The organism is uncultured Stenotrophomonas sp. (genome assembly GCF_963519125.1).
In the GTDB taxonomy this organism is placed as follows: Bacteria; Pseudomonadota; Gammaproteobacteria; order Xanthomonadales; family Xanthomonadaceae; genus Stenotrophomonas.
Map to the genome: position 1 here is coordinate 1 of NZ_CAUQLJ010000020.1, position 18232 is coordinate 18232.

Here is an 18232-nt window from a genome sequence, read left to right on the forward strand (position 1 = left end):
GCAGGTGCGCGACTGGCTGTTCGTGTCCGACCACTGCGAAGCGATCCGCACCGTGTTGGCCAAGGGCAAGGTCGGCGAGACGTACAACGTGGGTGGCAACTCCGAGAAGGAGAACATTGAAGTGGTGCACGCCATCTGTGCGCTGCTCGATGCGCGCCGCCCGCGCGAAGATGGCCAGCCGCGCAGCAGCCAGATCACCTACGTGGCCGATCGCCCGGGCCATGACCGCCGTTATGCCATCGACGCTTCCAAGCTCAAGGACCAGCTGGGCTGGGAGCCGAAGTACACCTTCGACCAAGGTATTGCCTTCACCGTCGACTGGTACCTGGAGAACCAGGAATGGGTGAATGGCGTGCTTGACGGCAGCTATCGTCTGCAGCGTATCGGCACAGCGGCCTGAATCAGGAATCCAGATATGACCCAGCGTAAAGGCATCATCCTCGCCGGTGGTTCCGGCACCCGCTTGTATCCCATCACCAAGGGCGTCAGCAAGCAGCTGTTGCCGGTGTATGACAAGCCAATGATCTATTACCCGCTCAGTGTGCTGATGCTGGCAGGCATTCGCGACGTGCTGATCATCAATACCCCGCATGAGCAGGCGCTGTTCCAGGCCCTGCTGGGCGACGGTTCCCAGTGGGGTATGAACATCGAGTACGCCGTCCAGCCAAGCCCTGACGGGCTGGCGCAGGCCTACCTGATTGGCAAGGATTTCGTCGGCGGCAAGCCGAGCTGCCTGGTGCTGGGGGACAACATCTTCCATGGGCACGGCTTGGGCGAAATGCTGCGCAACGCCGATCAGCGCGAAACCGGCGCGACTGTCTTCGGCTACTGGGTCAATGATCCGGAACGTTACGGCGTGGCTGAGTTCGACAAGGCCGGCAAGGTAATTGATCTGGTCGAGAAGCCGGCGAACCCACGTTCGAACTATGCGGTCACCGGCCTGTACTTCTACGACGGCAATGCCAGTCACCACGCCGCCGAATTGCAACCGTCCCCGCGAGGCGAGCTGGAGATCACCGATCTCAACCAGCGTTACCTGCGCGAAGGCAATCTGCATCTGGAAGCTTTGGGTCGAGGCTATGCGTGGCTCGACACCGGTACGCATCAGTCGCTCCTGGAAGCCTCCAATTTCATCGAAACCATCCAGACTCGCCAGGGTCTGCAGGTCTGCTGCCCGGAAGAAATTGCGTTCGGCCAAGGATGGATCTCTTCCGAGCAACTTGAAGCGCTTGCCGCTCCGCTGATCAAGAACGGTTACGGGCAGTACCTGCACAAGCTGGTGCAACGGGGTGTCGTGCGGTGAAAGTAGTTGCCTCTACCCTGCCGGGATGCGTGGTGATCGAACCGGCAGTCTTCGGTGACTCCCGGGGTTTCTTCTTCGAAACCTGGAACGCTGAGCGCTATGCCGAGCAGGGGTTGCCCGGCAGCTTCGTGCAGAGCAATGTCTCCAGCTCTTCACGCGGTGTGCTGCGTGGTCTGCATTACCAGTGGCCGCGGCCGCAGGGAAAGCTGGTGACGGTACTGCAGGGTGAGGTGTACGACGTTGCTGTAGATATCCGCCGGGGGTCGCCCACGTTTGGGCGCTGGGAGGCGTTCGTGCTCAGCGGCGAAAACCGTCGGCAACTGTGGATTCCACCTGGCTTTGCGCACGGGTTCGCCGTATTGTCCGAGACAGCGCTGTTCAACTACCTGTGCACCGACGTGTACGTGAAAGAGGCGGACGCCGCGATCCGCTGGAACGATGCCGATCTGGCCGTGGACTGGCCGATCAGCGCGCCTTCGCTGTCGGCCAAGGACGAGCAGGCTCCGTTTCTACAGGACATCGCCGAGGATCGTTTGCCGGTTTACGTGCCATGACGACGCTTGTGCTGGGCGGCAACGGCCAGCTCGGGCAGGAACTACTGCGTGCATTGGCTCCGGCAGGGCCGCTGGTTGCTACGACGCGCAGCGGCCGGCTCGCCGACGGCACTCCCTGCGAGATTGCCGATTTCGATTCGCCGTCGCTCCTGCCGTCGTTGCTTGACCGTGTTCGTCCCGCCCGGGTACTCAACGCTGCGGCCTATACCGCTGTTGACCGCGCTGAGCAGGAGCCGGAGGCTGCCCGACGTGCCAACGCCGAGGCACCTGCAGTGCTGGCCCAGTGGTGCGCGCGGCATTCGGTGCCATTGGTGCATTACTCCACCGACTACGTTTTCGACGGTCGAGCCGATGTGCCCTACGTGGAGGGTGCGACGACCGCACCGCTCAATGTATATGGCACTACCAAGCTGGAAGGCGAAGGTGCGATCCGCGCTGCCGGCGGGCGCCACCTCATTTTCCGCACCGCATGGGTGTACGCAGAACACAGCGCCAACTTCCTGCGCACCATGCTGCGGCTGGGCGCCGAGCGCGACGTGCTGCGCGTGGTCGCCGACCAGCGCGGTACGCCGACGCCGGCCGCGCTGATCGCGGACGTCACTGCGCGCGCGCTGCAGCATCCCGGTGGGTTGTCGGGTACCTGGCACTTGACCGCCACGGGTGAGACCAGCTGGCACGGGTTTGCGGAAGCCATCTTCGCCGAAGCCGTTGCGCGTGGCATGCTGGCGCGTGCACCCCGGGTAGAGCCCATCACGACGGCTGAGTACCCGACACCCGCGCGACGGCCCGCATACTCTCACCTCGACGTATCGCGGCTGCAGGCCGATTTCGGCATCGTGCTGCCCACCTGGGAGACCGGCTTGGCGCAGGTGATGGAGCGCCTGCCCGCGGCCTGAATGCGTTGCAGCGCGGCAGGGAAATCAGCGCCCAACCGCTACACTACGCCCTTACATCAACGAGGTGAGGGCGTAGATGAGCAAGTCCCCAGACAACGGCCGGCGCGGCAAGCGCTACGCCAGTGCCGCCGAGGCGCTGCAGGGCGCGGTGGCCGACGGCCAGACCCTGGCGGTCGGCGGTTTCGGCCTATGCGGCATTCCCGAAGCGCTGATCGCGGCGCTGCGCGATACCGGGGTCAAGGGCCTGACGGTGATCTCCAACAATGCCGGCGTGGACGGATTCGGCCTGGGCCAGCTGCTGGAAACGCGCCAGATCAAGAAAATGATTTCGTCCTATGTGGGCGAGAACAAGGAATTCGAACGCCAGTTCCTGGCCAACGAACTGGAACTGGAGTTCAACCCGCAGGGTACCCTGGCCGAGCGCCTGCGCGCCGGCGGCGCGGGCATCCCCGCGTTCTTCACCGCCACCGGCTACGGCACTGTAGTGGCCGAGGGCAAGGAAACCCGCGAGTTCGACGGCAAGCACTACGTGATGGAAACCGCGCTGCGCGCGGACGTGGCGTTGGTAAAGGCGTGGAAGGCCGACGAGGCCGGCAACCTGGTGTTCCGCAAGACCGCACGCAACTTCAACCCGGCCTGCGCCATGGCCGGCAAGCTGTGCGTTGTGGAAGTGGAAGAAGTGGTGCCGGTGGGCAGCATCGACCCCGACCAGGTGCACCTGCCGGGCATTTACGTGCACCGCATCGTGCACAACCCGACTCCCGAAAAACGCATCGAACAGCGCACCGTGCGTGCGGAGGGCAACTGAGATGGCATGGACCCGCGATGAAATGGCGCAGCGCGCCGCCCGCGAACTCACCGACGGCGCCTATGTGAACCTGGGTATCGGCCTGCCGACCCTGGTGGCCAACCACATTCCCGACGGCGTGGACGTGTGGCTGCAGTCGGAGAATGGCCTGCTTGGCATCGGCCCGTTCCCGACCGAAGCCGAAGTGGACGCCGACCTGATCAACGCCGGCAAGCAGACCGTCACCGCACGTGCCGGTGCCAGCTACTTCGGCAGCCACGACAGCTTCGCGATGATCCGCGGCGGCCACGTCAACCTGGCCATCCTTGGCGCCATGCAGGTCACCGACAAGGGCGACTTGGCCAACTGGATGGTGCCGGGCAAGATGGTGAAGGGCATGGGCGGCGCCATGGACCTGGTAGCCGGCGTGCAGCGCGTAGTGGTGCTGATGGAGCACACCGCCAAAAACGGCGAACACAAGATCCTGGCCGAATGCACGCTGCCGCTGACCGGCGTGGGCGTGGTGGATCGCATCATCACCGATCTGGCCGTATTCGACGTCACCGACGCGGGCTTGAAGCTGGTGGAAGCGGCGCCTGGTGTGAGCGATGAAGAATTGAGGGAAAAGACCGGCGTCAGATTCACCTGATCCAGGGCGTTGCCGAGGCGCGGCCACCCTCTGGATGAGGCGCCATCGGTTACGTCTGGCAGTGGCGCCTGGATCGGCGGCGCGCCGGGAACTAGCCCGGTTCGCCGGCGGAGACTTTGCCGCGGCCTGTGAAGGCATCTTCCGTCGCCAGAAGGGCGAGTGGGACTTTGGCGTCCCACCGCCCGCTGCCGATACATTGGAGGGGGATCTGCACCCCTGCTGGATCGAGTGTCAACCCGGTAACGTCCTCACCAATCGCCGTGCAGACATCATCGATGAACTCCAGCGCGCCCGCGTGAACGTTGGCCAGAGCGTTGATTCCATCTGCGGACAGTTCAATCGGACCGAAGTTCGGCGTGGGTTGAAGGACGTCCCCACCGGTAAACCCATTGAACTGGCCGTGTGGAGCGGCCAGCAACGACTCGAGCAGCAGATCATTGGAGAGGATGGTGGACATGGCGGGGCTTTCAGAGTGACGACCGTCGAAGTACCGTGCGTACGCCCAGTTATCGTCGGAAAGCACGTGCGCGTTGCTGCTCAGTGCCATGTAGTACCCGCCTTGCGGCGCAGCGAGTAGTTGCGCCAGGTTGCGCTGGATGCTACCCGCATAACCGATATCGATAAGCATCGATGTCGTTCCGCTGACCGTCGCGGCGTGGTAGGCGTTATAGGCCTCGCGTTGTTGGCGCGCGAGCGACAACAGCGCCGGCAACGCGGGCGCCAACCAGCCTTCCACTTCGGCGGACATTTCGGGCAGGAATACATCCTGATCCAGCCGTTCCGGCATATGGGTTCGCACTGCATCCGTGGCTTCGTCGCCCAGTCGAGCGCGGAGCAACGATTCAAGGCTGCCGTTGAAGTTGCTCTGGACAACCCGTGCAAGATCCTGTTCGGTGCGCAGTGAGGGAAGCAGTGTGGCGCGACGCGACACAAGGAAGTAGTGCCCTGACATGGTCGCCGCCGTGGCGTGGGCGCGTTGGAGTCTGACAAAGGCCCGTTGCAGAAGGTGACCCTCGCGGCTGAGGAAAAGCAGGGTCTCGATGCCCTTCTCCTTTGCCACATTGATTACAGCAAGCAGAAAGTCCAGAACCAACGGTCCTATTGCCGTGTATCCCAGCATTCCAGCGTCCAGGACGGGTGCCCCCAATAGTTGCCTGGGCGCTGTATCGGCTATTTCCGCGAAGCGGTTGGCTATCAACCCGCGCCAAAGCTGCTCCTGCCATGGCGCTCGCGCGCCCAGCGGATGACGTAGCGGCCGCAGGCCAGGCACGACATCGAGCAAGGCCGCGGGCCGAAGCACATGCACGGGCGTAAGCAGGCCGGCCTGCTGCGGAAGCTGGATGTCGGAATGCTCGTTGTCGCCGACGTGAAGCCAGCGTCCATCCGTGCGACCCTGCTCCCGCGCCACGTTCTGCCAGGTGTCGACACTGTCCTTGCGGCGTCCTGTCTCGCACGAAATCCACCAGCGCCCGATATCCTGAACTACCGTAGCAGGCAAGATGGCCTGCATGTCCTGTCTGGACAGGTACATGTCCGAAAACGCGGTAAGCGGGGCCGCACCAATGCGCTGAAGCGCTGCAAGCACACCCGTGCGAGGCCGAAGGAGTGCCTTTTCATGCGAACGCTCGATTTCAGCAAGCGCTGCAGCGTCAAGGTCGGGGAGTCCAATCTTCTGGGCCAGCGCTTCGTGGATTTCTGCCAGGACCGGGTCGCGACGCAGTCGGGCCCTCAAAGCGACTTCGGCGTCTTCGCGCTGGCGAGCAAAGTCATCAACGCCAAAATGGCGTCGCAGTCGCCACGCAAGATGTTCACGTGCAGCCGCCGGCGTGAGGAATGCGCGGACGACCAGCGTGTCGAAAACATCCACGGTGACCAGTTCAGCCTCGAGAGACGCGATTTGCAGCCGTTCAAACACATCGCCGTCCAAAGCGGCCGCCATATTGCGCTCTCCCTCCACCGGAAGTGCCAATCGGCCGTCGGCGGGGAGGATGCCCAGCCGGTATCCCTGATGGCGGGTCACGACACCCAGCAGGCGCTCTACCGCATGTTGCAGCGTGCCGTCCGTTTGCCCTGTTTCGGCAGGAAATTCTTCGAGTCGCAGGTGCAGTTCATAGATCGGCCGCAGCGCGTCCACGCGTGCCCAGAACATGGAGCCGGCGGGGAAGTCGAGATAGCGTTGCCGATCCAACGCGATGCCCATGCGCCCGGCGAGGGCATCGCACGCGTCCGCGTTGCTGAGCAGGGTATGACCCCACAACGGCATGCCTGCATGGCTCTCCGGGTAAACCATGCCCAGTCTGGCGTCGGCCTGGAACATGCCGAAAATCCAGGCGAGGCGTTCGGTGGAGCCGAACAGGCTGTTGAGAAGATAGCGACGCCACTCCTCCTGTTCGCTGCCGGTGTAGAGGGATTTTTTCGTATGGATGTGACCGATCAGGTCCAGCGCCATGACCTCATCATGGAACGTGACCAGCAGCGGGGCTATATCGCGCCCGCGGTTCTCAACGCGTTTGATGACCAGGCTGGCAAGGTTGGGCAGCGAGGCGAACCGCTGTCGGGCGTGGACTTCAGCGTCCGCGTCGACCACTGACACCAGCAGGGTGTAAGGAACGGGAAGCAATGACAGCGTCGCTGCGAACTCCTCGATCAGATCCGGGTAGTACACGTGCGCCATGACCCCGACCCGGAGGCTGACGTCGCGCAGCGGAGCGGGGTCGGGCAGTGCAGGCGTGTCGAAAGGCTCGACTGCCGGGGCATGTACCTTGCTGGCCGACTGCAGACGGCTGATCAGGCCTTTCAGTCCCATGGCGCGAATGACTTTCATCGCACGTCGCAGAACCGCCCACACGCCTGCGGAACCGCCGCCATGGCGCCCAACCGAACGGCGGGCGGCGTCGAGGTAACGGCGCAGGCTCAATGCCGAATCCCCACGCCCGAGCAGGGGGTAGGGCAGGGCGTCCACAGCAGATTCAAGTAATTCAGCACGTTCATCGCAGCATTCTCCCGCTTCCCCGGGAGCCGGGCAACGCGTGGCTCACACGGTCCAGGCCTTCGGTAGGCAGGGCATGGGGCACGGTTCAGCCCCAGTGCCAGTGTTCCCGCTGCAGGGCGACGCCCTCCGTCGCCGAATCCCTCACCGTCCGGAACACGCTCAGATTTTTCTGTTCCGCGCGGTGTCGGCGCCATGTTGATCAGGGGTCCATGCGTTAACGGGAGTCGCCTCGGTAGCAAATGCTAAAATTTCCGGCTTGGCTGAACCTGGAACGCTGCCGTGATCAAACCCGGGAAGGGAACCTCCTCCGTGCTGCAACGCTGGCTGGCCGGCCTGTTGATCGGCGCGCTGCTGCTTGTGGGGTTGCGCGGCATCGCCAAGGACATTCATTTCGACGGCTCGCTGCTGCGGCAGGCCTTTAACGCGGGTGCGGGGTGGAATGAGTCTGTACCGCCAGAGGTGGTCGAAGCCCGCGAGCTGCTCGCCCACCACGGGGATACCAGCGTGCCGGTAGCGCTGGCGCCGGGCCTCTGGGAAGACCCGCTGGTGCGCGAGCGTCTGTGGGACGGGCTGTACCCCCGTCGCGTGCATTGGGCCGACAAGGGCCTGATGCTCTGGCGCACCCCGGGCCCGCAGCAACCGAACTGCACCGAAATCTCAAGGAGTGAGCGCATTGTTCTCGTTGACTGCCACTGACGGTGGCGCGCGCGCCGCGCTGGGCATGCTGGCCGGCGTGCTGCTCTGCTATGCCTTCGCCGCGTTTGGCTGGGTAGGGCTGCCGGCCCAGATCGCCTTCATCGCCGTGCTGGCCTGTGCGGTCTGGTCGCTGCTGGCCCTGCGCGACGGGCGTTCGGCCTGGATGGTGGGCATTGTCGCGGTGCTGCTGGTCCTCGCGCTGGGCAGCCCCACCGACGAATGGGATCCGCGCTCGATCTGGATGCTGCACGCCAAGCGGATCTATCTCGAAAATTCGCTGTACGCCCAGCTGGACGGCTACGCCATCTTCAGCCACAACGACTACCCCTCGCTGATGCCGCTGTGGTCAGCCACCGCGGCCAAGGTAGTTGGGCACTGGAACGAGATCTTCCCCAAGGCCGCCGCCACGCTTCTGCTGCTGCCGCCGCTGTTGCTGATCGCGCGCAGCCTGCGCACATGGTGGGCGGCGGGCCTGTTCGCGGTGGCGGTGCTGGAAGTGGGCGGGCGCTATCTGGTTGACGGCTATATGGACGCCTTCCTGGCGGTGTACGCGGTGGCAGCGCTGGCCGTGGCCATCCAGCCGCGCCGGGACGCCGCCGAGGGTCAGTGGTTCAACCTTGCTGCCTATGCGGCGCTCTCGGCCGTACTGACCCTGATCAAGAACGAAGGCGCGGTGCTGGCCATCCTGGTGGGACTGGCCGCCATCACCACCGTCCTGCTGCGCGACCGGCGCATCCCTTGGGTCCTGCTGGCCGCCTTCGCTCTGTCGATGGTGCCGCTGGTGGCCTGGAAGCTGGCCGTCGCAGGTGCGGATCTGGGCAACGACCTGGCCCAGAGCGATCTGAAGGGGCAGCTGTTGGCGCGCCTGCCCGACATGACCCAGAGCGTGCTGATCCTGAAGGCCCTGCTGCGCAGTGCTGCGTGGGTGCCGCTGGTACTGCTGCTGGTACTGTGGGCGCGCATGTGGCGCGTGCCGGCTGCCCGGGCCGCGCTGATGGTCGCCGTAGCCTACTTCGGCGTCCTGTTTGCGGTGTACCTGAGCACCCCGCATGACCTGGTCTGGCACCTGGCCACCAGTGCCAAGCGCGTGGCGCTGCCGGTACAGTTGCTGTTGATGTACGGCGTCCTGGTGCTGCTGGACCAGTGGAAACAGGCTGCGCCGCACCCGCGTGCAGGAGAACGGAATGCTTGAGCCCAACGAATCGTTCGTGGTGGTCACTCCGGTCTATGAGGACCACGTGGCTTCGACCCGCTTGTTCACCGAGCTGGCGCGTCTGTATGGCGACCGTGTGTACGTGGTGGCGGTAGACGACGGCTCGATCCGCGAACCGGTGCAGCCGTTCCAGCTTTCAAGCTCCGGGGTGAGCGGGGTGGTGCTGAAGCTGCGCCGCAATGTCGGCCATCAGAAGGCCATCGCGGTCGGGCTGGGCTATGTCGAAGAAAACCTGCCGGACGCGCAGCGGGTGATCGTGATGGACTCGGACGGCGAGGACCTGCCCGAAACCATCGCCACGCTGCTGGAAGCGACCCGCGACGAGAATGTCGACGTGGCCGTGGCGCGGCGCAAGAGCCGGGTGGAAACGCTGCGCTTCCGCGCGTTCTACGTGGTCTACAAGTTCATCTTCCAGCTGCTCACCGGGCGCACCATCAGCTTCGGCAACTTCATGGCGATCAAGGTCAGTGCGCTGCACCGGCTCAACGCGATGCACGAAGTCTGGACCCATGTGGCGGCGGGCTTGATCGCCAGCAAGCTGCGCCTGGCGGTGTGCCCGATCGACCGTGGCCCGCGCTACGCCGGGCAGAGCAAGATGAACTTCGTGGGCCTCACCCTGCACGGGTTCCGCGCGCTGATGGTGTTCGCCGAAGACGTGCTGGTGCGGGTGGGCCTGATGTGCGTGCTGGTGTCCTCGGCCTCCATCGTGCTGGCCGTGGTCGCCACCCTGCTCAAGCTGGCCGGGTATGCCACGCCGGGCTGGTTCTCGATGGCGTTGGGCGTGCTGTTCCTGGTCTTCCTGCAGACCGGCACGCTGACCCTGATGACGCTGATGCTGAGCGGGATCGTGCGCGGCACGATCCAGAAACCGGGTGCCTATCGCGAATACCTGGCGGGCGTCACCGAAGTCACCGCCGATGACGCGCCGCGCTGATTTCCGCCAGCTGCTGCGGTATGTCATCAACGGGCTGGTGGCCACCGGCGTGCACTTCGCGGTACTGACCCTGCTGGTGGAGGTCGTGCACGTGCCCTCCAAGGGGGTTGCCAACCTGGTGGCGGCAGCCGTTGCCATCGTGGCGTCCTTCCTGGGCAACCGCTACTTCGTGTTCGCCGCCACACAGGCCCGGGCCAGCGGCCAGCTGTGGCGGTTCGTATTGCTGTATGCCGCCATTGCGCTGATCAATGGCGGCCTGATGGCGCTATGGTCGGACCTGTTCAAGTTCGATTACCGGATCGGCTTCGTGCTGATCAGCATCATCCAGTTCATCCTCTCATTCCTCGGCAACCGCCTGCTGGTGTTCAAACCATGAAAACCCTGCGCAACGCACTGCTGCTCACCGCCGTCTACGTGGTGCTGCTGCTGGGCATCCATTTCCTGCATGTGCGCTTCTTCAGCGTCGACGTGGTGTTCTACGCGGCCATCGGCGATGCGATGCTGGCGGCGGTGCTCACCGGCCTGTTGCTGCTCGTGCCCGCGCTGCGCCGCTTCACCCTGACCGAGAAGGTCCTGCTGGTGGCGGTATGGTTGCTGGGCGGCTACGCCTTCGCTATCTCAGTGCCGACCGTGATCGATCGCTCGCTGTCGTTCTACATCCTGGAGAAGCTGGACCAGCGCGGCGGCGGCATCCGCCAGGACGCCTTCCAGGACGTGTTCACCAAGGAATACATGGTGGAGCACAGGCTGGTGGACGTGCGTCTGACGGAGCAGGAGAGCTCGGGCACCATCCACATCGCCAACGGCTGCGTACTGCTGACCGACAAGGGCCGCCGAGTGGCAGCCATCAGCCGCTTCTACCGCCAGCACTTCCTGCCCAGGCAGCGCCTGCTGCTGGGCAAGTACTCCGACGACCTGACCGACCCGTTCCGCCACAGCCGCCAGGACGTCACCTACCAGTGCAAGTGACGGTGGGGCCGGAGCGCGATCTTACGCGCTCAACAACCCATCGAAATACGCAATCGTCCGCCGAAGCCCATCCTCCAGCTTCACCTGCGGCTCCCACCCACCCAGCGTGCTCTTCGCCAACGTGATATCCGGCTGCCGCTGCATCGGGTCATCCTGCGGCAACGGCTTGAACACCAGCTTCGACCCGGAATTGGTCAGCGCAATCACGGCCTCGGCCAGTTCCCGAATGGTCATCTCGGCCGGATTCCCCAGGTTGACCGGCCCGGTGAAGTCCTTGTCCGTCGCCATCAACCGGATGAACCCCTCGATCAGGTCATCCACGTAGCAGAACGAACGCGTCTGCTGGCCCTCGCCGTAGATCGTGATGTTCTCGCCGCGCAATGCCTGCACGATGAAGTTCGACACCACGCGCCCATCATTCGGGTGCATGCGCGGACCATAGGTGTTGAAGATGCGCGCCACCTTGATATCCAGCCCGTGCTGGCGGTGGTAGTCGAAGAACAGCGTCTCAGCGCAGCGCTTGCCTTCGTCGTAGCAGGAGCGCGGGCCGATAGGGTTCACATTTCCCCAGTATTCCTCCCGCTGCGGATGCACGCTCGGGTCGCCATACACCTCGCTGGTGGAGGCCTGGAAGATCCGGCAGTCCAGTCGCTTGGCCAGCCCCAGCAGGTTGATCGCGCCATGCACCGAGGTCTTGGTGGTCTGCACCGGGTCATGGCTGTAGTGCACCGGGGAGGCGGGGCAGGCCAGGTTCCAGATCTCGTCCACTTCGATGTACAGCGGGAAGGTCACGTCGTGGCGCAGGAACTCGAAGTGGGGGTTGCCCAGCAGGTGCGCGATGTTGCGCTTGGTGCCGGTGAACAGGTTGTCCGCGCACACCACTTCATGGCCCTGGCCGAGCAGGCGCTCGATCAGGTGCGAGCCGAGGAAACCCGCACCGCCGGTGACCAGGATGCGCTTGCTGCTGTCATGACTTCTCATTGCGGGGTCTCTGGCTGTGGGCGGCGTGGTGCTGGCCGCGGGTCACGGTGGGGAAAGTGGTCCATTGTAGGCGGGACGGGTGTGCGGGGCGTGGGGTGAGTCGCGTGGGTGGGGGGATCCGGGTGAGTACCCGCCGTGCTAGCGTTTCGCCATGGATCTTCATCTTCCCGACGCACGGGTGCACTGGCACCGCCATTGGTTGGCTGCGCCTGCCGCCGACGCGCTGCAGCGCCAGCTGCGCGGGGAGGTGCCGTGGGAGGTGCACAGGATCAAAATGTTCGGCCGGCAGGTGGATTCGCCGCGCTTGAGCTGCTGGATGGGCGACCCGGCGGCGCGTTACCGGTATTCGGGCACGGACTTCGTGCCTCATGCCTGGCATCCGGCGCTGGTGCCGTTGCGCGATGCATTGGGGGAGTTCTGCGGACAGCCGTTCAACAGCGTGCTGCTGAACTGTTATCGCGACAACGACGACGGGATGGGGTGGCACAGCGACAACGAGCCGGAGCTTGGGCCTGCGCCGTTGATTGCGTCAGTGAGTCTGGGTGCTGCGCGCCGGTTCCTGCTGCGGCGGCGGGATGATCACGCGCGCAAAGCCGAGGTGACCCTCGGTCATGGCGATCTGCTGGTGATGGGTGGGCGCACCCAGGCGTTCTACCAGCACGCGTTGGCGAAGAGCGCGCGGCCGTTGGCCGAGCGCATCAACCTGACGTTCCGGTGGATCAACGCAACCGCGTAGGAATGACGGTCGCCGTCTTGCTGTCGTTCTGCCCGGTCACCAACGTCCAACCCACCAGCTCCCGGGTCACTTCCTCCAGGCCCTTCTCAAGCGCCTGCGCCACATCACCGGTCGCCGTGCTTCCCACCGGCTGTTCCTGACGGAACGTCCGATCGGCAACAACCCGCTGGTCGATCACGTGGATCAGTTTCGCGTTGATCTCGATAAGCGCGGTCGGCGTCGCCTGGCCGCGGTAGTCGGATTCAAACCGCCGCACATCCAGCGCCAGCTTGTAGTCCGCGCGGATGCCGGTGGTGGCACGCGCCACACCGGTAATGCGGCCGGAATCCTCGAAGGCGCGCACCAGCGCGTCGTCCACCATGTCGGTGGCCGGCTGCGCCCAGCTCACGCCCTTGTAGACCTCGAGCTCGCCGGGGTTGGGCCGCACGTTGATGCGCGGGCTGTCGACCACGCGCGCGGCAGTCGGCTTGACCAGCACCAGCGCCCAGTCGACCTTCGGCCAGGACGGGTCGGGCTGCACGCGTACCACCGGCGAGTAGATCGTGACCTGGCTGCGCTCGCCGCCGCCCAGCAACGAGCAGGCGCCCAGCGCGATCATCAGGCCGGCCGGCAGCAGCAGGCGGGGCAGGGAAGCGGGAAGAAGCGGCATGCGGCTCATTTGGGTTCGAACTCCTTCGGCGCGTCACGGCCGAGCAGGTAGCGGGCCGGGTTGTTGTCCAGTTTGTCGCTGACCCGTCGCAGGTCGCGGATCAGCCCGCGCAGTTCGGTCAGGGTCGGGCCGAGTTGGGCCAGGCCGTCGTTGGCGAAGCTGTTGATCGCCGCGCGGTTCTCGCCAAGGATGGAGTCAGCGCTGCCGGCCGCCGAGTCGAGCTTGGTCAGGGTGGTTTCCAGCTTGTCCAGGATCGGCGGCAACTGCTGCACCAGGTTCTTGTCCAGGCGTTCCACGGTGCCGTTGGTGGTCTTCAGGGTTACTTCCAGGCTGCGCGCGGCGTCGCGCGCGCTCAGCAGCAGTGCCTTGGTGCCCTGGTCGCGGTCGGCCAGGCCGCCGCTGATGGTTTCCAGGTTGGCCAGGGTGGCGTTGATGCTGGCCACGTTGCGGTCGCTCAGCACCTGGTCCATGCGCTCGACGATGCGGTTGGCGACGTCGGTGATGTTCTGCAGGGCCGACGGGGTGGTTGGAATGATCGGCGCGGGATCGCGGTTCACCGCGGTCAGCGCCTGCGCCTGCGGAGTGCCGCCGCTGAGCTGGATGATCGAGGGACCGGTCAGGCTGGTGATGGCCAGCTTGGCGCGGGTGTCGGTCTTGACCGGCGTATTGGAGTTCAGGCGGATGCGGGCCACTACCTGGCGCGGGTCGTCCGGCACCAGGTTGAGCTCGGTGATCGAGCCGACCGCGATGCCGTTGTACTGCACCGGGCTGCCCACCGACAGGCCGGTTACGGCCTCTCGGAACACCACCCGGTATTCGGTCCAGGTGCGATCGGAGGAGTACTTGGCCGCCCACAGCCCGAAGGCCAGCAGGGCGAGCCCCACGATGATGGTGAACGCGCCGATCAGTACGTAATTGGCTTTGGTTTCCATGGCTTACTCGCTCTTCTGCTTTGCGTCGCGTGCAGCACGCGCGCGCGGTCCGTGGAAATATTCCTGGATCCACGGATGGTCCAGTTGTTCGATTTCGTGCAGCGGGGCGTTGGCGATCACCTTCTGGTCGGCCAGTACCGCCACGCGGTCGCAGATCGCATACAGCGTGTCCAGGTCGTGGGTGATCAGCATCACGGTCAGGCCCAGCGCTTCCTGCAGGGTCTTGATCAGGCGGTCGAAGGCGGCCGCGCCGATCGGGTCGAGCCCGGCGGTGGGTTCGTCCAGGAACAGCAGCGGCGGGTCCAGCGCCAGCGCACGCGCCAGGCCGGCGCGCTTGCGCATGCCGCCGGATAGCTGCGAGGGCAGCTTGTTGATCGCATCGGCGGGCAGGCCGGCCAGCTTCACCTTGAGCAGGGCCAGTTCGTAATGCCAGCGCTCGGGCAGCTCGCCGTGGTGTTCCTTCAGCGGCACCTGCACGTTCTCGCCGACAGTCATCGAGGAGAACAGCGCGCCGTCCTGGAACAGCACGCCGGTGTTGCGCTCGATGTGCAGGCGGTCGGCGCGGTTGTCCGAGCGCGCGTCCACGCCGAGCACTTCGATCTGGCCTTCGTCGGGATGACGCAGGCCGAGGATGCTGCGCATCAGTACCGACTTGCCGGTGCCCGAGCCGCCAACCACGCCGAGGATCTCGCCGCGGCGCACGTCCAGGTCCAGCCCGTCGTGCACGGTCTGGCTGCCGAAACGGTTGGTCAGCCCGCGCACGCGGATGGCCAGCCCGGCCTCGTCGGCCAGTTCGGTGCGGGTGTCTTCTTCTAGGGCGGCCGTGGTCGTCATCACCAATCCATGTGCATGAACCACAACGCGGCGAACGCGTCGATGATGATCACCAGCGAGATGGTCTGCACCACGCTGGAGGTGGTGCGCTCGCCCACCGACTGCGCGGTGCCTTCCACCTTCAGGCCTTCCAGGCAGCCGATCAGGCCGATGACCGCGGCGAACACCGGGGCCTTGGCCAGGCCCACCAGCATGTGCCGCACTTCAATGGTGTCGTGCAGGCGTGCCAGGTACATCTGCGGCGGAATATCCAGGTCGAACGCGCCCACGGTGACGCCCCCGGCGAGGCCGGCGATCATCGCAATGAAGGTCAGCAGCGGCAGGGTAATGAGCAGGGCGATCAGGCGCGGCAGCACCAGCAGGTCGACCGGGTCCAGGCCGAGGGTCTGGATCGCGTCGATCTCCTCGCGTGCTTTCATCGAGCCGATCTGCGCGGTGAACGCGCTGGCGGTGCGGCCGGCCAGCACGATCGCAGTGAGCAGCACCGCGAATTCGCGCAGGAAGGCGATGCTGACCAGTTCCACCACGTAAATTTCCGCGCCGAAGTCGCGCAGGATGGTCGAGCCGAGGAACGCGATCACCGCACCGACCAGATAGGACAGCAACGCCACCAGCGGCACCGCGTCCAGGCCCACCTGTTCCATGTGGTGCACGGTGGCGGTCAGCCGGAAGCGGCGCGGTTCGCGGATCAACCGGCCGGCCTTGACCAGGTTTTCGCCGAGGAAGCTGGCCAGTGCCACGATGTTGTGGGCGGTGGCGTGGACGCTGACACCCAGGCGCTCCAGCGCAGCCAGCACGCCGAAGTCACGCTTGGCCTTGGGCCGGTCGTCGGCGACTTCCTCGATGGTGCAGACCAGCGCGCGGTGTTCTTCGCGGAAGGTCAGCGCGTCTTCGCCGAGGTCGGCGCGATGGGCCACGCGCAGTACCTGCAACACGCCGGCCGAATCCAGCTGGGTGATGCCGCTGGCGTCGATCCCGGTGACGTTTTCCGGTGCGGCACGCAGCGCTTCGGCCGCGTCCATCGCGGTGCGCAGGGTCCACTGGCCGGACAAGCGGATCTTGCCGGGGTCCTGTGGATCCTGTTCGAGGTGGGGGGCGGTGTCTGGCGTCATAGGCGTCTACGCGCAGCATAACCTGTCTGCGTGGACGCCAAGTGTGTGCGGTCGGCAACAGCGCTGTTCAGCCGGGGCAGGCTTCGGGTAATACTACGCCGCATGTCTGCCGACGCACCCGCCATCGTTACCCCTCCAGCCACCTACGCCCAGCGGGTGGCCTTCGTGTCCGAGATCGCCGGGCGGCTGCACAGCTACGGCACTACGGCCCAGCGGCTGGAGGCGGCGGTGGTGGCGCTGGCGCAGCGGCTGGACCTGGACTGCGAGCCCTGGTCGAATCCGACCGGGCTGATCCTGAGCTTCAGCGACCCGACCAAGGCGATCGGTTCGTCGGACATCACGCGCGTGATCCGGCTGGCCCCGGGCGAAAACGACCTGCACAAGCTCTCCATTGCCGACCAGATCACCGATGCGGTGGCCAATGGCACCATGAGCATTGCCCAGGGCCATACCGCACTGCGGCAACTGGACAAGGATCCCGGCCGGCGCGGCAAGATCCGCATGATCCTGTCCTACAGCCTGGGTGCGGCCGGCGTGGCCGGGCTGTGGAAACTGCCCTGGCTGGACATCGCCACCGCCGGGGTGATCGGCCTGCTGATCGGCCTGATGACGCTGATCACCGACCGCCGTCCGGCCAGCCGCGAGGCGAGCGAGGCGTTGGCCGCTTTGCTGGCCGGCACCGTAGCGGCGCTGGTGGCGTCGTTCGTCGGCGCGCTGAACCTCAATACGGTGATCATCGCCTCGCTGGTGGTGATGCTGCCCGGCATGTCGTTGACCAACGCGGTCAACGAGCTGGCCAGCCAGCACTGGGTGTCGGGCACGGCACGCTTCGCGGGTGCGATCACCACCATCCTCAAATTGACCGTGGGTGCGGTGATCGCGGTGACCCTGTCGGGCATTCTCGGCCTGGATCCGCTGGTCCGCGCGTCGCGGCCGCAGGACGCCTGGGTGGAATGGAGCGCGCTGCTGCTGGCGGCCTTCGCGTTCGCGATGCTGTTCAAGGCCAGCCGGCGCGACTATCCGTGGGTGATTGCCGCGTCTGTTGCCGGTTATGCGATTTCCAAATTTGCCGGGCAGGCGTGGGGCATGCCGGCGGGCATTTTCATGTCGGCGATGGTGATGACCGCTGCGGGCAATCTGTTCGGGCGGCTGGTGCAGCGGCCGGGTGCGATCATCCGGCTGCCCGGCATCATCATGCTGGTGCCGGGCAGTACCAGCCTGCGCGGGGTGCTGACGTTGGTGCAGCAGCAGGACATGGGCGCGGGGCAGGTAGTGCTGATGACCGTGTTGAATGTGGTGATGGCGCTGGTGGCGGGGTTGTTGTTCGGTAACCTGTTGTTCCCGGCGCGCAAGAATCTGTGAGTTTCTGAGAGTTTCCCAGGGGCACGCATGGCGTGTCTCTACGCGGGGATTTGCGCGAAAACACATCGGTGCGACCAAAAAAAACGCCGGCATCCCGCCGGCGCTTTCAATGCGTGCGCCATGGGCGCGCCGCTCACTTCTTGATCAGGAAATCTTCCAGCTTCTTGCCCTTGGTGGTGTGCGCGGCCAGCCAGCGCGGCTGCTTGCCACGACCGGTCCAGGTTTCCTTGGGATTGGCCGGGTTGCGGTACTTCGGGGCGACCTTGCCGAGCTTGCGTACGGCCTTGGCCGGAGCGGCCTTGGTCGCCTTGGCGGCGCGGCCGCGGGTGGGAGCAACGCCCGCCACTTCTTCCAGGGTGTAGCCGTTGGCCTTGGCCAGCTTGCTCAACTGGGCGCGGACCTTGGTGAGGGGCGGACGCTTTGCGACGATGGTCTGCTGCTTCTTGGCGTTCTTGATCAGCGCGCCCAGCTCTTTGGCGGACAAACCACTCAGGTCAATACTCATCAACTACTCCGGAATCTGAAAAAGAAGGACGGGGTGAGGGCCAGTCCCTGGCATCGGCAACAGCATACATTCTCATTTGCGCAATGCACAGCTCGTAGGAATAATCAATGGAAATGGGACAATTAAAT

Annotated in this window: 19 protein-coding genes and 1 pseudogene; 13 read left to right on the forward strand and 7 right to left on the reverse strand. The window is 65.1% G+C overall.

Going from position 1 to position 18232, the window contains the following annotated elements:
• From RYM47_RS15605 to RYM47_RS15630, 6 genes are all read left to right on the forward strand, one after another.
• The coding region (locus RYM47_RS15605) for a GDP-mannose 4,6-dehydratase (protein ID WP_315388982.1) at positions 1-400 on the forward strand (400 nt) is incomplete at its 5' end.
• Between the two features lie 15 nt (positions 401-415).
• The gene (gene rfbA, locus RYM47_RS15610) at positions 416-1303 is read left to right on the forward strand and encodes a glucose-1-phosphate thymidylyltransferase RfbA (protein WP_315388984.1); all 888 of its coding nucleotides are present in this window, start codon (positions 416-418) and stop codon (positions 1301-1303) included.
• A complete protein-coding gene (rfbC, locus tag RYM47_RS15615) occupies positions 1300-1857 on the forward strand; it encodes a dTDP-4-dehydrorhamnose 3,5-epimerase (RefSeq protein ID WP_315388986.1) in 558 nt (185 codons plus the stop codon). Before rfbA ends, rfbC begins: the two co-directional genes overlap by 4 nt.
• Entirely contained in the window at positions 1854-2753 is a 900-nt protein-coding gene (gene rfbD, locus RYM47_RS15620) for a dTDP-4-dehydrorhamnose reductase (protein ID WP_315388988.1), read from the forward strand. Before rfbC ends, rfbD begins: the two co-directional genes overlap by 4 nt.
• Before the next feature lie 76 nt (positions 2754-2829).
• A complete protein-coding gene (locus RYM47_RS15625) occupies positions 2830-3561 on the forward strand; it encodes a CoA transferase subunit A (protein WP_315388990.1) in 732 nt (243 codons plus the stop codon).
• Position 3562: 1 nt separating this feature from the next.
• The gene (locus RYM47_RS15630) at positions 3563-4189 is read left to right on the forward strand and encodes a CoA transferase subunit B (RefSeq protein ID WP_315388992.1); all 627 of its coding nucleotides are present in this window, start codon (positions 3563-3565) and stop codon (positions 4187-4189) included.
• A 91-nt stretch (positions 4190-4280) separates the two neighbouring features.
• Here RYM47_RS15630 and RYM47_RS15635 read toward each other — a convergent pair whose 3' ends face one another.
• Entirely contained in the window at positions 4281-7106 is a 2826-nt protein-coding gene (locus RYM47_RS15635; protein WP_315388994.1) for a rhamnan synthesis F family protein, read from the reverse strand.
• 384 nt (positions 7107-7490) lie between these two features.
• On the opposite strand from RYM47_RS15635, the gene RYM47_RS15640 reads away from it, so the two are divergent.
• The 5 genes from RYM47_RS15640 to RYM47_RS15660 are packed head-to-tail and all read left to right on the forward strand — an operon-like array spanning position 7491 to position 10993.
• The gene (locus tag RYM47_RS15640) at positions 7491-7877 is read left to right on the forward strand and encodes a hypothetical protein (RefSeq protein ID WP_315388996.1); all 387 of its coding nucleotides are present in this window, start codon (positions 7491-7493) and stop codon (positions 7875-7877) included.
• Positions 7855-9069 carry a hypothetical protein gene (locus RYM47_RS15645; protein ID WP_315388997.1) on the forward strand — a complete coding sequence of 405 codons (1215 nt, stop codon included), beginning with the start codon at positions 7855-7857 and terminating at the stop codon, positions 9067-9069. The genes RYM47_RS15640 and RYM47_RS15645 overlap by 23 nt, the downstream gene beginning before the upstream one ends.
• On the forward strand, positions 9062-10024 hold the full coding sequence (locus RYM47_RS15650) for a glycosyltransferase (protein WP_315388999.1): 963 nt from the start codon (positions 9062-9064) through the stop codon (positions 10022-10024). Before RYM47_RS15645 ends, RYM47_RS15650 begins: the two co-directional genes overlap by 8 nt.
• Positions 10008-10400, forward strand: a complete 393-nt coding sequence (locus tag RYM47_RS15655; RefSeq protein WP_315389000.1) for a GtrA family protein — start codon at positions 10008-10010, stop codon at positions 10398-10400. Before RYM47_RS15650 ends, RYM47_RS15655 begins: the two co-directional genes overlap by 17 nt.
• Positions 10397-10993, forward strand: coding sequence for a hypothetical protein (locus tag RYM47_RS15660; protein WP_315389002.1), 597 nt, complete (start codon positions 10397-10399; stop codon positions 10991-10993). The genes RYM47_RS15655 and RYM47_RS15660 overlap by 4 nt, the downstream gene beginning before the upstream one ends.
• Positions 10994-11014: 21 nt before the next feature.
• On the opposite strand, the gene RYM47_RS15665 is transcribed toward RYM47_RS15660, so the two are convergent.
• Complete coding sequence (locus tag RYM47_RS15665; RefSeq protein ID WP_315389004.1) at positions 11015-11974, reverse strand: UDP-glucuronic acid decarboxylase family protein; 960 nt, start codon at positions 11972-11974, stop codon at positions 11015-11017.
• 151 nt (positions 11975-12125) lie between these two features.
• Here RYM47_RS15665 and RYM47_RS15670 point away from each other — a divergent pair, with 151 nt between their 5' ends.
• A complete protein-coding gene (locus RYM47_RS15670) occupies positions 12126-12710 on the forward strand; it encodes an alpha-ketoglutarate-dependent dioxygenase AlkB (protein WP_315389005.1) in 585 nt (194 codons plus the stop codon).
• Here the strand turns inward: RYM47_RS15670 and RYM47_RS15675 are convergent.
• Genes RYM47_RS15675 through RYM47_RS15690 form a run of 4 tightly spaced genes read right to left on the reverse strand, consistent with a single transcriptional unit; the run spans position 12694 to position 16237 of the window.
• Positions 12694-13368 (reverse strand): ABC-type transport auxiliary lipoprotein family protein, encoded by a 675-nt coding sequence (locus RYM47_RS15675; RefSeq protein ID WP_315389007.1) that lies wholly within the window; start codon positions 13366-13368, stop codon positions 12694-12696. The genes RYM47_RS15670 and RYM47_RS15675 overlap by 17 nt on opposite strands.
• On the reverse strand, positions 13365-14291 hold the full coding sequence (locus RYM47_RS15680; RefSeq protein ID WP_070207659.1) for an MlaD family protein: 927 nt from the start codon (positions 14289-14291) through the stop codon (positions 13365-13367). Before RYM47_RS15680 ends, RYM47_RS15675 begins: the two co-directional genes overlap by 4 nt.
• A gap of 3 nt (positions 14292-14294) precedes the next feature.
• Positions 14295-15125 (reverse strand): ABC transporter ATP-binding protein, encoded by an 831-nt coding sequence (locus tag RYM47_RS15685; RefSeq protein ID WP_315389011.1) that lies wholly within the window; start codon positions 15123-15125, stop codon positions 14295-14297.
• Positions 15125-16237, reverse strand: coding sequence for an ABC transporter permease (locus tag RYM47_RS15690; RefSeq protein ID WP_315389013.1), 1113 nt, complete (start codon positions 16235-16237; stop codon positions 15125-15127). The genes RYM47_RS15685 and RYM47_RS15690 overlap by 1 nt, the downstream gene beginning before the upstream one ends.
• 102 nt (positions 16238-16339) lie before the next feature.
• Between RYM47_RS15690 and RYM47_RS15695 the strand changes: the two genes are divergently transcribed.
• Entirely contained in the window at positions 16340-17599 is a 1260-nt protein-coding gene (locus RYM47_RS15695; RefSeq protein ID WP_315389015.1) for a threonine/serine exporter family protein, read from the forward strand.
• Between the two features lie 136 nt (positions 17600-17735).
• Here RYM47_RS15695 and RYM47_RS15700 read toward each other — a convergent pair.
• Positions 17736-18104 (reverse strand): annotated as a pseudogene (locus tag RYM47_RS15700) (H-NS histone family protein); the annotation flags it as partial.
• Positions 18105-18232: the final 128 nt, after the last annotated feature.

Bases quoted from the DNA above. Each gene is read 5' to 3' on its own strand.
- RYM47_RS15655 (WP_315389000.1), top strand. From the start codon at position 10,008: ATGACGCGCCGCGCTGATTTCCGCCAGCTGCTGCGGTATGTCATCAAC.
- RYM47_RS15665 (WP_315389004.1), bottom strand. From the start codon at position 11,974: ATGAGAAGTCATGACAGCAGCAAGCGCATCCTGGTCACCGGCGGTGCG.
- RYM47_RS15660 (WP_315389002.1), top strand. From the start codon at position 10,397: ATGAAAACCCTGCGCAACGCACTGCTGCTCACCGCCGTCTACGTGGTG.
- rfbA (WP_315388984.1), top strand. From the start codon at position 416: ATGACCCAGCGTAAAGGCATCATCCTCGCCGGTGGTTCCGGCACCCGC.
- RYM47_RS15690 (WP_315389013.1), bottom strand. From the start codon at position 16,237: ATGACGCCAGACACCGCCCCCCACCTCGAACAGGATCCACAGGACCCC.
- RYM47_RS15630 (WP_315388992.1), top strand. From the start codon at position 3,563: ATGGCATGGACCCGCGATGAAATGGCGCAGCGCGCCGCCCGCGAACTC.
- RYM47_RS15625 (WP_315388990.1), top strand. From the start codon at position 2,830: ATGAGCAAGTCCCCAGACAACGGCCGGCGCGGCAAGCGCTACGCCAGT.
- RYM47_RS15670 (WP_315389005.1), top strand. From the start codon at position 12,126: ATGGATCTTCATCTTCCCGACGCACGGGTGCACTGGCACCGCCATTGG.
- RYM47_RS15685 (WP_315389011.1), bottom strand. From the start codon at position 15,125: ATGACGACCACGGCCGCCCTAGAAGAAGACACCCGCACCGAACTGGCC.
- RYM47_RS15675 (WP_315389007.1), bottom strand. From the start codon at position 13,368: ATGAGCCGCATGCCGCTTCTTCCCGCTTCCCTGCCCCGCCTGCTGCTG.
- RYM47_RS15680 (WP_070207659.1), bottom strand. From the start codon at position 14,291: ATGGAAACCAAAGCCAATTACGTACTGATCGGCGCGTTCACCATCATC.
- RYM47_RS15650 (WP_315388999.1), top strand. From the start codon at position 9,062: ATGCTTGAGCCCAACGAATCGTTCGTGGTGGTCACTCCGGTCTATGAG.
- rfbD (WP_315388988.1), top strand. From the start codon at position 1,854: ATGACGACGCTTGTGCTGGGCGGCAACGGCCAGCTCGGGCAGGAACTA.
- RYM47_RS15695 (WP_315389015.1), top strand. From the start codon at position 16,340: ATGTCTGCCGACGCACCCGCCATCGTTACCCCTCCAGCCACCTACGCC.